We start from the raw sequence: 12,632 nt of genomic DNA, 5'->3' as shown, positions 1-12,632 counted from the left end.
AGACAAGCATGATCACTATCCAGGACCAGCGGCGCGAAGAGCGCGCCCAGCAGTTCAAACAGCTCACCGAGTGCAGCCGCTGCAAGCCGATGGGGCGCCTGCTGCGCCAATTCTGGCAGCCGGTCGCGCTGGCCGACAGCGTCAAGGCGGGTGGCGCGATCCCGCTCCTGATCATGGGCGAGGAGCTGACCCTGTACCGCGGCGACAGCGGCGCCCTGCACCTGGTTGGCGGACGCTGCGCCCACCGCCGCACGCTGCTGCATACCGGCTGGGTGGTCGGCGAAGAGATCCGCTGCATCTACCACGGCTGGCAGTTCGACGGCAAGGGCGCCTGCGTCAACCGTCCGGCCGAAGCGAACACCGGCATGCCGCGCACCCAGATTCCGGCCTATCCGGTGAAGGAGTACATGGGGCTGGTATTTGCCTGGATGGGCGAGGGCGAGGCGCCTGAATTCGACCTGCCGCGCAAGCTCCACCTGGAACGCGAGGGCACCCTGGTCGCCAACGGCCGCGAGCGCTGGGACAACAACTGGTTCCAGCAGGTGGAAAATTCGCTCGACGCCGTGCATGTGAGTTTTGTCCACATGGCGCTGACGGTCGGTCCCTTCGGCGCGGCCGTGACCGGCGCGATTCCCGAGCTGTCGTACGAGGAAACCTCGGCCGGCATCCGCCAGACAGCGAAGCGCTCGGAGAGCAACGTGCGCGTGAGCGACTGGACCTTCCCGAACAATAACCACGTCACCGTGCCCGGCCTGACTCCGGACGACCCGTGGATCGACGTGTTCGTGTGGATGATCCCGAACGACGAGCAGAACACGACCCGCTTCATGATCTACGGCCAGCAGCCGGGGGCCAGCGAGGAGGCACGCGCGCGCTTTACCGACTACTTCGCAAAGTACGGCAAGTACGATCCGGCCGAGCACCACGACGAACTGTTCGCCTCGCGCGAATGGGCCAATCCCGAAGACACGTTTGTCGGCCTGACCGCCGCCCAGGACTACCTGTCGATCCGCGGCCAGGCCCGCATCACGGCGCGCGAGGACGAGATCCTCGGCCGCTCGGACCTGGGCATCGTCACCCTGCGCAAATTGTTCTTCCGCGAACTGGAGCTACTCGAAGCCGGCCAGCCGACCAAGGCCTGGCGCTCGGTCGGCGACGCCGCGGCCCTGCCCAAGCAGCCGGGCCAGGAAGCCGCGGCCTGATCCGTCCAGCATGCGGGGAGGGCGCCGGCCGAGGCTGTGCGCCGCCCTGTTTCCCCCATTCGCCTACTTATTCCTATGCTCGATCTGATCCCCCATGATTCGCTCCCCGAGGAGCTGCTGCAGTTTCGCGACTCGATCCGCCGCTTCGTCGAACGCGAACTGATTCCACTCGAACACGCGCTCGGCCCGAACGGCATGCTGCCGCCCGAGACGGCGGCCACCCTGCGCGAGCGCGCCCAGAAGGCCGGCTTCTGGCTGATGGACGTGCCGGAAGAATTCGGCGGCCAGGGCCTGCCGCTGCTGGCACTGGCCGTCTTCTGGGAAGAAGTCGGGCGCAGCACCGTCGCTTCCTGGGTGCGCGACCACGGCCTGTTCGGTCCGATGGTCGGCCCGATCCTGCTCGGCCTGAACGAAGAGCAGCGCGCGCGCTATCTCCAGCCCGTGCTCGACGGGACCAAGCGCTCCTGCTTTGCCCAGACCGAGCCCGATGCCGGTTCCGATCCGTCGATGATGCGCATGCGCGCCGTGCGCACCGACAGCGGCTACCGCCTCACCGGCGTGAAGCGCTACATCACCCGCGCCGCGGTGGCCGACTTCGTCGTCGTGATGGCGATCACCGATCCGGACAAGGGCACCCGCGGCGGCGTGTCCTGCTTCCTCGTCGACATGGACGCGCCGGGTGTGCAGCTGGCCACCTCGGAAAAGACACTGATGGGCGACGCCCCCTGCGAAATCAGTTTCGAGGATGTCGAGGTGCCGCTGGCGAACCTGGTTGGCGAGGAAGGGCGCGGCTTCGCCCTGGCCCAGGGTTATATCAATTACGGCCGCGTACGCCAGGGCGCGCACGTGCTGGGCGCCGCCGGGCGCTGCCTGGACCTGACCGCCGAATACGCCCACCAGCGCAGCACCTTCGGCGACACCCTGTCCAACCGCCAGGGCGTGCAATGGATGATCGCCGATGCCTTCACCGAGCTGTACTGCACCCGGCTGCTGGTCTACGACGCGGCGCGCAAGAACGACGCCGGTGTCGATGCAAAGATGGAAACCTTCATGATCAAGACCTTCGGCGTCGAGGCCGGATTCCGGATCACCGACACCTGCATGCAGCTGCACGGCGGCATGGGCCTGACACAGGACACGCCGATCGAGCGCTTCTGGCGCGACCTGCGCAGCTACCGCATTACCGAAGGCCCGACCGAGGTGCTGCGCACCACGCTCGCGCGCCAGATCCTGAAACACTACAGCTGATGGAGCCAGGCATGAACCACGCCCTCGAAGGGATTCTCGTCATCGAACTCGGCACCGTGCTGACCGCGCCCCTGGCCGGCATGATGCTGGCCGACCTCGGCGCGCGCGTCATCAAGGTCGAACACCCAAGCGGGGGTGACCCGTTCCGCCGCCACGCCGGCAAGCTCTACAGCCCGCATTTCGCCTCCTTCAACCGCAACAAGGAAAGCATCCAGCTCGACCTGCAGGGAGAAGCCGGCAAGGCCGACCTGCTGGCCCTGCTGGCACGCGCCGACGTCCTGCTGGAAAACTACCGCCCGGGCGTGATGGCGCGCCTCGGGCTGACCGAAGAGGCGCTCAAGGAGATCAACCCGCGCCTGGTGTGGTGCTCGATCACCGGCTTCGGCGCTGAGGGACCCTACCGCGACCGCCCCTGCTACGACGCGGTCGCCCTGGGACTGTCGGGCCTGGCCAGCATCATGCTCGACCCAGCGCAGCCGGCGATGACCGGCCCCACGATTTCCGACAACGTGACCGGCATGTACGCCTGCTACGGCATCCTCGGCGCACTGATGGGGCGCGCGCGCACCGGCAATGGCGCCCGGGTCGAAGTCAACATGCTGGAAGCGTCGATCGCCTTTTCTCCCGAAGGCTTTGCCCAGTACACCCGGCTCGGCGCCGTGCCGGGACCGCAGACCCGGGTGGCGATTTCGCAATCGCACGCCTTCCCCTGCGCCGATGGGCGCCTGGTCGCGGTGCACCTGTCTTCGGTCGAGAAATTCTGGCAGGCCTTCGTGGCCGTGATCGAGCGCCCGGACCTGCTGGAGGACACGCGCTTCCTGAGCCCCGAGCTGCGAACCCGCAACTATGCGCTGCTGAACCGGGAGGCCGCGCATACATTCCTCAGCCGTACGCGCGACGAATGGTGCGAGCGGCTGGCGCAGAGCGATGTGCCGTTCTCTCCCGTCTACAGCGTGCCGGAGGTGATGGACGACCCCCAGGTGCGGCAGGCGCGGACTTTCTACGAGATCGACCATCCCGAACACGGAAAGATGGTGGGCATCCACCGGCCCGTCACCATCGACGGCGCACGCGGGCCGACGACGCGCCCCGCACCCCTGCTGGGCGAGCACGGCGCGGCCATCCGCACAGAGTTCGGCCTGGCCTGAGCCGGCGAGCCGATCCACTTTACCTTTTGAAGGGCACACCATGAACCAACAACAGATCAGCGACATTGCCGACGTGCTGTGGGCGGCGGAGGGGGGACGGGTCCCGTGCGCGCCGCTGCGCGAACGCATCCTGGCGGCGGCCGCAGGCGCCGACCCGGTGGCCGCGGCCTACGCGGTGCAGCAGCACAACGTGCGCCGCCGCATCGAGGCCGGCGCGCGCGTGGTCGGGCGCAAGATCGGCCTGACCTCGGCCGCGGTCCAGGCGCAGCTCGGCGTCGACTCTCCCGACTTCGGCGTGCTGTTTGCCGACATGGCCTTCGGCGACGGCGAACCGATCCCCGTGGAGCGCACCCTGCAGCCAAAAGTGGAGGCCGAGATCGCGCTGGTGCTCGAACGCGACCTGACCCACGAACGCCATACCTTTGCCGACCTCATTTCGGCCACCGCCTACGCACTGCCGGCGATCGAAGTGGTCGGCAGCCGCATCGGGAACTGGGATATCAAGCTGCTCGATACGGTGGCCGACAACGCCTCGTCCGGCGTGTTCGTGCTCGGCTCTCGGCCGGTAAAACTGGGCCGGCTCGACCTGGTCAACTGCGCGATGACGATGGAGCGGCGCGGCGAACAGGTATCGGGCGGCAGCGGCGCGGCCTGCCTGGCCAACCCGCTCAATGCCGCGGTGTGGCTGGCCGACATGATGGTCCTGGTCGGCACACCGCTGCGCGCCGGCGACGTGCTCCTGAGCGGGGCGCTGGGCCCAATGGCAGCGGTAGCGCCGGGCGACCAGTTCACCGCCCGCATCGAGGGACTGGGCGACGTGCGCGCAGTCTTCGGCAATTAACGAGAGGTCTCATATGAACCAACAGACGAAAAAACGGGTCGCCATTATCGGCTCCGGGAATATCGGTACCGACCTGATGATCAAGATCCTCAGGAACGGCCGCCACCTCGAGATGGGCGCCATGGTCGGCATCGACGCGGCATCCGACGGCCTGGCGCGCGCCTCGCGCATGGGCGTGCCCACCACCCACGAAGGGGTGGAGGGCCTGACGCGGATGCCTGGCTTCGACGCGATCGACATCGTGTTCGACGCCACCTCGGCTTCGGCGCATGTGAAGAACGACGCTTTCCTGCGCGGCCTGAAGCCGTCGCTGCGGATGATCGACCTGACCCCGGCGGCGATCGGGCCTTATTGCATCCCGGTCGTCAACGGCGACACGCACGCCGACGCACCGAATGTCAACATGGTCACCTGCGGCGGCCAGGCCACGATCCCGATGGTCGCCGCGGTGTCGCGCGTTGCCGAGGTCTACTACGCCGAAATCATCGCGTCGATCGCCAGCAAGTCGGCCGGCCCCGGCACCCGTGCCAACATCGACGAATTCACCGAAACCACCTCCAGGGCCATCGTCGAGGTCGGCGGTGCGCGGCATGGCAAGGCCATCATCGTGCTCAATCCGGCCGAGCCGCCGTTGATGATGCGCGACACCGTCTACTGCCTGGCCGCGCTCGATGCCGACCAGGACGCGATCCGCGCTTCGGTACGCGACATGGCCGCGCAGGTGTCGGCCTATGTTCCCGGTTACCGCCTGAAGCAGGACGTGCAGTTCGAGCGCTTCGATTCGCAGAACGCGCCGAACGTGCCCGGCATCGGGCGCCAGGCCGGCCTCAAGGTGTCGGTGTTCCTCGAAGTCGAAGGCGCCGCCCATTACCTGCCTGCGTATGCGGGCAATCTCGACATCATGACCAGCGCCGCGCTCGCGACGGCCGAACGCATCGCCGCCGGCATGACGAACATGCCCAATGCGCCGCTGGCCGCATAAGTACCTGACGGAGACCACCATGTTCAACAACGACAAGAAAATCTACGTCTCGGACGTCACCCTGCGCGACGGCATGCATGCGGTGCGCCACCAGTATTCGATCGAACAGGCAGTCGCCATCGCGCGCGAACTCGACGCGGCCGGGGTCGACTCGATCGAAGTGGCCCACGGCGACGGCCTGCGCGGTTCGAGCTTCAACTACGGCTTCGGCGCGCACACCGACCTCGAATGGATCGAAGCGGTGGCCGCCAGCATCACGCACGCCAGGGTGGCGACCCTGCTGCTGCCGGGCATCGGCACCATCCACGACCTGAAGAATGCCTACGACGCCGGAGCGCGCATCGTGCGCGTGGCGACCCACTGCACCGAAGCCGACATCTCGCGCCAGCACATCGAGTATGCGCGCGAGCTGGGTATGGACACGGTGGGCTTCCTGATGATGAGCCACATGAACACGCCGGAGGGGCTGGCCCAGCAGGCCAGGCTGATGGAGAGCTACGGCGCGCAGTGCGTGTATGTCGTCGATTCCGGCGGCGCCATGAACATGTACGACATCGCGGCGCGCTTCAAGGCATTCAAGGACGTCCTGAAACCCGAAACCCAGACCGGCATGCACGCCCACCACAACTTGAGCCTGGGCGTGGCCAATTCGATCGTGGCGCTCGAGCACGGTTGCGACCGGATCGATGCCAGCCTGACCGGCATGGGGGCGGGCGCGGGCAATGCGCCGCTGGAGGTGTTCATCGCCGCCGCCGACCGCATGGGCCTGAAGCATGGCTGCGACGTCAAGCGCCTGATCGATGCCGCCGAGGATATCGTGCGGCCGATGCAGGAGCGGCCGGTGCGGGTCGACCGCGAAACGCTGGCACTCGGCTATGCGGGCGTGTATTCGAGCTTCCTGCGCCACGCCGAGGCGGCATCGGCCCGGTATGGCATCCCCGCGTTCGACATCCTGGTCGAGCTGGGCAAGCGCCGCATGGTGGGCGGCCAGGAAGACATGATCGTCGACGTCGCGCTCGACATGCTGAAAGGGCGCGACACTGCGGGGGCCTGATTTCGTGGCGTGATCGCCGCAATGCAAAAAGCGTATAGCAGCAATGCCAGGTTTCGAGTTGCAGCAACGCGCGTTCATGTGGAGAATTCTAGAACATAACTTCCAGAGCACAAGTTTCAACAGTTGGTCGTGTTTTAAACCCACTCCAGATGGGGCGCGGCATTCGAGCAGTACCAGCGCAGGCTGGCAGGAGGGCGGTCCCGCCCTGCACATGACAAGAATGGAGACAGCATGAAGAAGTTTTTAGCCGGTATGGGCGCCCTATGCGCATCGGCCGCAACGATGGCCCAGGCTCCGGCGAAAGTGCCTGAAGCACCCGCGAGCAGCATCAAGATCTATGGCGTGGCCGACATCGCGATCGCCCGCTACCGCACCCCGGGTGAATCGAAGACCGCGATGCATGCCGGCGGCTCCGGCTCGCGCCTGGGCTTCCTGGCCAGCGAAAGCCTGGGCGGGGGCTGGAACGTCGGCGCCCGCCTCGAGGCCGGCATCAACCTCGACACCGGTACCTCGAGCTCGACCAACGGCAACCCGAGCCGCGTGTTCGGCCGCCAGGCCTATGTCGAGCTGGAGAACAAGGCCTTGGGCGCCCTGCGCCTGGGCCGCCAGCAAGGCCCGACCTACAACTTCTTCCCGACCTACGACCCGATGCTGCTGCCGGCGATGGATGCCTGGGGCGTCGTCACGACGCTGGCCTTCCCGGCGCCCGGCGTCGCTTCCGGCAACGGGACCTCGACCGGCTTCCTGATCAATCCGACCGGGCGCACCGAAAACACGCTCGCCTACATCTCGCCGCGCGTGGCCGGCGTCCAGGCCACGCTCTCCTACAGCCCCGATGAAGGTTCAGCGACCCAGCCGGCACTGCTCGAAGCGGGGGCCGACTACGTGGCCGGCCCGCTGCAGGTGGGCGTGCTGTTCGTGCGGGCGGGTGCCACGGACGGCGCCGGCGCAATCCGCGCCACCGACACCAATTCCGAGATCGCCTTTGGCGCCAAATACGAGGCCGGCCCGGTCCACCCGTATTTCACCTATATCCGGCGCAAGTCGACCGACCCGACGCACGCCCCTGGCGGCGGCATCCTCAACGGCAACGACGAAACCGCACGCCTGTTCGGCGTCGCGATTCCCGTCTCGCAGCGCGGCACGGTGCGCATGACCTACGGCCGCTATTCGAGCGGCACGGCCAACAGCGACGCCACCAACTACGGCGCCGCCTACACCTACGCGGTGAGCCCGCGCCTGATGCTGATGGCCGCCTTTACCCACCTGTCGCAGGACGGCGCGGCGCGCTACGGCGTGTTCCAGAGCCCGCGCCCGCGCGCCGGCGAGTCGGTCGACGCCATCACGACCGGCCTGACCTGGCGCTTCTGACGGCCACCGCTTTTGCAGTGTAATCGCGGGCGCCGCAGGGCGCCCGTCTCGAGTCGTCCAACAGAGGGGTAAAACATGTCCAAGAACTCAGCCTGGTATTACATCGTCCACTGGGTGCGCCTGTACTTCGGCGCGCACCTGCTCTTTTCCGGCATCCGCTATGCCGTCACCGGTTATGTGCCCGAAATTCCCGGGGTCGGCGGCGAATGGGTGCAGGCCAATGCCAACATCTACCTGTACCAGGCCATCAAGTACCTGGAAATCATCACCGGGGCCATGATCCTGACCAACCGCTTCACGCTGCTCGGGCTGATCCTGGAATTCCCCGCCACCGTGAACATCTTCTGGCTCAACACCTTTATCGTCGCCACCCCGCGCCAGCTGTTCACCGGGCCCCAGGAACTGTTCCTGAACGGCGTGCTGCTGCTGGCCTACAGCGGCTGGATGGTCGCGGTCCTGAAACCGAAGCTCGAGCCCCTGTGGCTGTGGGACGGCGAGCGCGCCTACAAGCCGATCGTCGGCGGCCGCATCGTCGAGCCCAAGGGCGCACGCAATGCCAACTACACAAGCGAGGTGAACTGATGAACAAGAGCAAATGGATTGCAGTCGTGGTGTGCCTGCTGCTGACGGCAGGCGCGTATATCGGTTCCACCGGCCTGTTCTATACGAACTTCCGCCCGATCCGCAACTACGACCTGGTCGCCTTCGCCACTTCCTGGGTGGGCCTCATCTTCATGCTGGTGCGCGACCGCCGGGGCTGAACGCCGCCGCTGCCGTGACACCCATCATAACCAGGAGACAAGCATGGAAACGAGTCGCAGGAAGTTCGTACAACTGTCGGCGCTGCTGGCATCAGGCCTGGGCGCCGCCCCGGCCTGGGCCTTCATGGAAGCTGGCGCTGCCAGGCCAGGCGCCGCGCCCGCTCAGGTGCCGGACGCCATCTACGCGCTGATCGATTTTTGCCTTGGCACCCGCTACGAGGACCTGCCGGCGGAGGTAGTCACCGCTACCAAGACCCAGATCCTCGACACGGTGGCGGTGGCGCTGCCGGCGCGCGGCGCCGATGGCATCCGCCAGCTGGAGGCCTGGAGCCGCGAGACCGGCGGCAAGGGAGAAAGCCTGGTCCTGGGCACCAGCCTGCGCCTGCCGGCGGAAAAGGCGGCGCGCCTGAACGCGGCCATGGCCGCAGCCCTCGAATACGACGATACCTACGAGCCCTCGCTGATCCATGCGTCCTGCGTCACGGTTCCCGTCGCGCTGGCGGTGGCGGACCTTGCCGGCCGGGTCAGCGGCAAGGAACTGATTGCCGCGGTGGCCACCGGCACCGACGCCGCCTGCCGCCTGTCGCGCGCCGGTTCGCCCGGCGTTTCGCCCTTCATCGTCGGCTGGGACCCGACCCCGATGTACGGCTTCCTGGCCGCGACCCTGGTGGCCGGACGCCTGATGCGCTTGGACCGGGCGCAGCTGGCGGCGGCAGTCGGCCTGGCCTACCACCAGCTCTCGGGCAATGCCCAGGCCAGCGTCGACGGCACCCACGCCAAGCGCCTCGGCGCCGGCTTCGCCGCCTACGGCGGCATCATGTCGGCGCGCCTGGCGAAGCATGGCGTGGTCGGTTCCGACCGCGTGCTGCAGGGCGTCAAGGGCTTGTTCAAGCAATACCATGGCGGCAAGTATTCGGAAGAAGCGCTGCTGGGCGCCCTCGGCACCCGTTTCGCCGGCCTCGACATCGCCCCGAAACCCTATCCGAGCTGCCGGGGAGGGCATGTCGCCATCGACGGCATCCTGGAACTGGTCAAGGCCAACGACATCAAGCCGGCGGACGTCGACTCGGTGACGGTCTGGAGCCCGCCCGCCGAAATGATGCTGCTGGGCGCGCCGCTGGACAAGAAGCAGAATCCGAAAACCATCGTCGAAGCCCAGTTCAGCAATCCCTGGATGGCGGCGGTGGCGATCCAGGACCGCGAGGTCGGCCTGCGCCATTTCTCCGACGCTGCGCTGCGGCGCGACGACCTGCGCGCGCTGGCGCGGCGCGTCCTCACCGTCGAGGACAAGAGCCTGGTGCGCCCCGACGGCGGCCCCGGTTTCGTGCGCCTCGAACTCAAGACCCGGAGTGGCAAGGTCTTGACCAAGCAGGTGCAGTTCGCCAAGGGCGATCCGAAGAACCCGATGACCCCGGGCGAGTACCGCAACAAGGTGCTCGAGTGTACCGATGCGGCCGGGATGAAGCGCGCCCAGGCGAACGCGCTGATGGCACGCATCCTCAACCTGGAAGCGGAGCGCGACGTGGCCGCCCTGAACCGGGCGCTGGCCATTGCCTGACCCGGGCCGTTCGATATGTCCGGTATGCGCCAGCCACATAACAGACATGGCGGAGGCGGCATTGGAAGAAAGCAGAGTGGGCAACTATGATAATCTTCAGACGCAATAGAAAGTTCGGAGCAATGCTGGAGACCCTCTACAACCGCGCGGCCAGCCTGGCGCGACGCATGTTTCCCCTGGTGGGGCTGGTGGCGGTGCAGGCCGCGCAGGTCGCGAATGCGGCGGCGCCGGTGCAGCAAACGGCCCCGCGCCAGCTCGACATCGCCGACTACCGCGCCTACCTGGCCGACGACCACCCGGTGCGCCAGGGCATGCGCAAGTTCGCCGACGAGGTCGCGGCCGCCAGCGGCGGCGCCCTGCAGGTACGGGTGCGGACCGATGCCTTGCCCGGTTCGCCGGCGCAGCAGCTTGCCGCGCTGCGGGCCGGCAGCAGCGCCGCACCGGCCTTCATGCTCGTTGCCGGCACCGGCCTGGCGCCGCTGGTCCCCGAGTTCACCCTGCTCGACCTGCCTTTCCTCGTGCAGGATGAAGCGCAAGCAGATGGCTTGCTGGACGGCGCTTTTGGTACCGCCTTGCTGGGGCGCCTGGCGCCGGCCGGCCTGGTCGGCCTGGCCTGGTGGGAAAACGGCTTCCGCCAGATCACTTCCTCCAGGGGCCCGGTGCGCGGCCAGCAAGACCTGGCGGGCCTGCACTTGCGCGTCATCGGCGAGCCGGTATTCCTCGACACCTTCCGGGCCTTCGGGGCCAGGCCGGTGCCGCTGCCTTTCGGCGAGCTGCACGCAGCGCTGCGCGCCGGACGCGTCGATGCCCAGGACAATTTCATCTCCCAGATCCTGGCCGGGCGACTGTACGAAGTGCAGTCCTCGCTCAGCCTCACCAATCACTCCTATAGTCCGCTGGTGGTGGTCGCCAATGCCGACGCCTGGCGCAGCCTCAGTGCGGCGCAGCAGCAGGTGGTACGCGCGGCCGCCCTGGAAGCGGGGCGCCTGCAGCGCGCCGCTGCCCGCGCCGAAGCGCAGGCAGCACGCAACGAACTGGCCCGGCGTGGCCTTGCCGTCAGTACGCCGCCAGCGGCGGAACTGGCGCGGCTGCGGGCCGTGAGCGCACCGCTGCGCGAGCGCTATTTCGACCAGTACGGGAAGGCGCTGCGGCCGCTCTACCAGGCGGCGACCGGCCAGGCCCGCTGAGCGGCCGGGGCGCGCAGCCGGAGCGCGCATGCCGCGCCGGCTGGCGACCGAAACAATGCACAGCGCATACAGGAGACATCCCGATGGGACCGATAACAACGACACAAGCAGGGCTGGCATACAGGAGACAAACCCAGTGATTACCGATAAAAAACTCAACGTCCTCTCGATTGCACTCGGTGTGCTTTTGACGGGCTACGTCGCGCAAGACCTCCATTTCAATCCGCGCTGGTATGGCGACAATGGCCCCGGCGTGGGAAAGATGCCGCGCGAGGTCGTCGCCGGCTACATGGGCATCGCCTACGGCCAGGGCGATCCGGCCCAGGCCGCGAAGCTGTATTACACGCCGAAGACGGCCGACCTGACCCCGGACGCGGTCTATCGCAAGGCGGGCGCGCCCCTGAACTCGACCGTACGCCAGGTCGTGGCCGAGGGCCTGAACGTGGCCGTGCACCACTGCGTCGAAGCCGGCAACGGGCAGGGCGCGCACGAGCTGGTCGACATGTTCCGCACCGGGAACGGACGCATCGTGTGGCGCAAGACCATCGCCCAGCCGCTGGACGCCGGCAGCTGCGCCGGCAGCGCGCTCGGCAAGAAGGTCGACCTGGGACTGGAGAAGGCGCCGTAAGCGGCGGCCTCCGGCACGCTTCATCAAAATAACATCGCATCATTGGAGACAAGAATCATGGCAATTTCTACCCCGGCGGCGCTGCGCACCACCACCACCAACAAGCTCGACATCTGGTTCATCGGCAAACTGGTATTGATCTTCTTCCGGATCATGCTCGGCGCCTGGATGATTGTCAGCGGCGCCAGCCACCTGCTGTCGCTGTTCGGCTTCCCGCCCATTTTCCCGCAGCCGCTGGGCACCCTGCACCCGTCGAACGTGATGCTGGTGTCGCTGCTCGAGGTCGGCATGTTCGACGTGGTCAAGACGCTCGAGCTGGTCGTCGGCCTGTGCCTCGTGTTCAACGTCTTCGTGCCGCTGGCGCTGGCCGCGGCGCTGCCGGTGTCCTACATGGTCTTCCATAACTCGATCGTGCTCAACCTGCGCTACGACCGGATCTTCAGCACCTTCATGTCGGTCTGGTGCCTGTACATGAACCTGATCCTGATCCTGGCCTATATTCGCTACTACCTGCCGATGCTCCGGATGCGTGCCCCGATGGGCAGGCTGGCGGACTTCAAGCAGTTGCCGACGATCCTGGACAAGCCGGAACAAGACGGCGGCCGGGCCTGAGCCTGCCGCACCCGCCCCCCCGAACCGAACCGACTGACTA

The 12,632-nt window shown here is 67.1% G+C and carries 13 protein-coding genes; all 13 read left to right on the top strand.

Annotated elements, in window-relative coordinates; all coding sequences use genetic code 11:
- The first annotated feature begins 8 nt into the window (after positions 1-8).
- Positions 9-1,202: a Rieske 2Fe-2S domain-containing protein gene (locus tag ACFPN5_RS02930; RefSeq protein ID WP_379779941.1), complete on the top strand. Its 1,194-nt coding sequence runs from the start codon at positions 9-11 to the stop codon at positions 1,200-1,202.
- Between the two features lie 75 nt (positions 1,203-1,277).
- Positions 1,278-2,450 carry an acyl-CoA dehydrogenase family protein gene (locus tag ACFPN5_RS02925; protein ID WP_379779939.1) on the top strand — a complete coding sequence of 391 codons (1,173 nt, stop codon included), beginning with the start codon at positions 1,278-1,280 and terminating at the stop codon, positions 2,448-2,450.
- A gap of 11 nt (positions 2,451-2,461) precedes the next feature.
- Positions 2,462-3,598, top strand: a complete 1,137-nt coding sequence (locus ACFPN5_RS02920; protein WP_379779937.1) for a CaiB/BaiF CoA transferase family protein — start codon at positions 2,462-2,464, stop codon at positions 3,596-3,598.
- A 40-nt stretch (positions 3,599-3,638) separates the two neighbouring features.
- A complete protein-coding gene (locus tag ACFPN5_RS02915) occupies positions 3,639-4,439 on the top strand; it encodes a fumarylacetoacetate hydrolase family protein (protein ID WP_379779935.1) in 801 nt (266 codons plus the stop codon).
- Positions 4,440-4,452: 13 nt separating this feature from the next.
- The gene (locus tag ACFPN5_RS02910; RefSeq protein ID WP_379779933.1) at positions 4,453-5,421 is read left to right on the top strand and encodes an acetaldehyde dehydrogenase (acetylating); all 969 of its coding nucleotides are present in this window, start codon (positions 4,453-4,455) and stop codon (positions 5,419-5,421) included.
- 19 nt (positions 5,422-5,440) lie between these two features.
- Complete coding sequence (gene dmpG, locus ACFPN5_RS02905; RefSeq protein ID WP_379779931.1) at positions 5,441-6,475, top strand: 4-hydroxy-2-oxovalerate aldolase; 1,035 nt, start codon at positions 5,441-5,443, stop codon at positions 6,473-6,475.
- Positions 6,476-6,706: 231 nt separating this feature from the next.
- Positions 6,707-7,846, top strand: a complete 1,140-nt coding sequence (locus tag ACFPN5_RS02900) for a porin (protein WP_379779929.1) — start codon at positions 6,707-6,709, stop codon at positions 7,844-7,846.
- Between the two features lie 75 nt (positions 7,847-7,921).
- Positions 7,922-8,428, top strand: a complete 507-nt coding sequence (locus ACFPN5_RS02895) for a hypothetical protein (RefSeq protein WP_379779927.1) — start codon at positions 7,922-7,924, stop codon at positions 8,426-8,428.
- On the top strand, positions 8,428-8,607 hold the full coding sequence (locus ACFPN5_RS02890; RefSeq protein WP_379779925.1) for a hypothetical protein: 180 nt from the start codon (positions 8,428-8,430) through the stop codon (positions 8,605-8,607). The genes ACFPN5_RS02895 and ACFPN5_RS02890 overlap by 1 nt, the downstream gene beginning before the upstream one ends.
- A 43-nt stretch (positions 8,608-8,650) precedes the next feature.
- A complete protein-coding gene (locus tag ACFPN5_RS02885) occupies positions 8,651-10,165 on the top strand; it encodes an MmgE/PrpD family protein (protein ID WP_379779923.1) in 1,515 nt (504 codons plus the stop codon).
- Positions 10,166-10,287: 122 nt separating this feature from the next.
- Positions 10,288-11,352 carry a DctP family TRAP transporter solute-binding subunit gene (locus ACFPN5_RS02880; protein ID WP_379779921.1) on the top strand — a complete coding sequence of 355 codons (1,065 nt, stop codon included), beginning with the start codon at positions 10,288-10,290 and terminating at the stop codon, positions 11,350-11,352.
- A gap of 136 nt (positions 11,353-11,488) precedes the next feature.
- Positions 11,489-11,980 (top strand): hypothetical protein, encoded by a 492-nt coding sequence (locus ACFPN5_RS02875; protein WP_379779919.1) that lies wholly within the window; start codon positions 11,489-11,491, stop codon positions 11,978-11,980.
- A gap of 57 nt (positions 11,981-12,037) precedes the next feature.
- The gene (locus ACFPN5_RS02870) at positions 12,038-12,592 is read left to right on the top strand and encodes a DoxX family protein (RefSeq protein WP_379779917.1); all 555 of its coding nucleotides are present in this window, start codon (positions 12,038-12,040) and stop codon (positions 12,590-12,592) included.
- Positions 12,593-12,632: the final 40 nt, after the last annotated feature.

The sequence above is a fragment of the Massilia niabensis genome (assembly GCF_042655085.1).
Lineage (GTDB): Bacteria > Pseudomonadota > Gammaproteobacteria > Burkholderiales > Burkholderiaceae_D > Telluria > Telluria niabensis.
The sequence above is the reverse complement of the archived record's forward strand: the minus strand, read 5'-3'. Positions and strand labels throughout refer to the sequence as shown.

What these genes read in the sequence shown, in the direction of transcription:
- ACFPN5_RS02930 (WP_379779941.1), top strand. Translation starts at nt 9, where the DNA reads ATGATCACTATCCAGGACCAGCGGCGCGAAGAGCGCGCCCAGCAGTTC.
- ACFPN5_RS02925 (WP_379779939.1), top strand. Translation starts at nt 1,278, where the DNA reads ATGCTCGATCTGATCCCCCATGATTCGCTCCCCGAGGAGCTGCTGCAG.
- ACFPN5_RS02920 (WP_379779937.1), top strand. Translation starts at nt 2,462, where the DNA reads ATGAACCACGCCCTCGAAGGGATTCTCGTCATCGAACTCGGCACCGTG.
- ACFPN5_RS02915 (WP_379779935.1), top strand. Translation starts at nt 3,639, where the DNA reads ATGAACCAACAACAGATCAGCGACATTGCCGACGTGCTGTGGGCGGCG.
- ACFPN5_RS02910 (WP_379779933.1), top strand. Translation starts at nt 4,453, where the DNA reads ATGAACCAACAGACGAAAAAACGGGTCGCCATTATCGGCTCCGGGAAT.
- dmpG (WP_379779931.1), top strand. Translation starts at nt 5,441, where the DNA reads ATGTTCAACAACGACAAGAAAATCTACGTCTCGGACGTCACCCTGCGC.
- ACFPN5_RS02900 (WP_379779929.1), top strand. Translation starts at nt 6,707, where the DNA reads ATGAAGAAGTTTTTAGCCGGTATGGGCGCCCTATGCGCATCGGCCGCA.
- ACFPN5_RS02895 (WP_379779927.1), top strand. Translation starts at nt 7,922, where the DNA reads ATGTCCAAGAACTCAGCCTGGTATTACATCGTCCACTGGGTGCGCCTG.
- ACFPN5_RS02890 (WP_379779925.1), top strand. Translation starts at nt 8,428, where the DNA reads ATGAACAAGAGCAAATGGATTGCAGTCGTGGTGTGCCTGCTGCTGACG.
- ACFPN5_RS02885 (WP_379779923.1), top strand. Translation starts at nt 8,651, where the DNA reads ATGGAAACGAGTCGCAGGAAGTTCGTACAACTGTCGGCGCTGCTGGCA.
- ACFPN5_RS02880 (WP_379779921.1), top strand. Translation starts at nt 10,288, where the DNA reads ATGCTGGAGACCCTCTACAACCGCGCGGCCAGCCTGGCGCGACGCATG.
- ACFPN5_RS02870 (WP_379779917.1), top strand. Translation starts at nt 12,038, where the DNA reads ATGGCAATTTCTACCCCGGCGGCGCTGCGCACCACCACCACCAACAAG.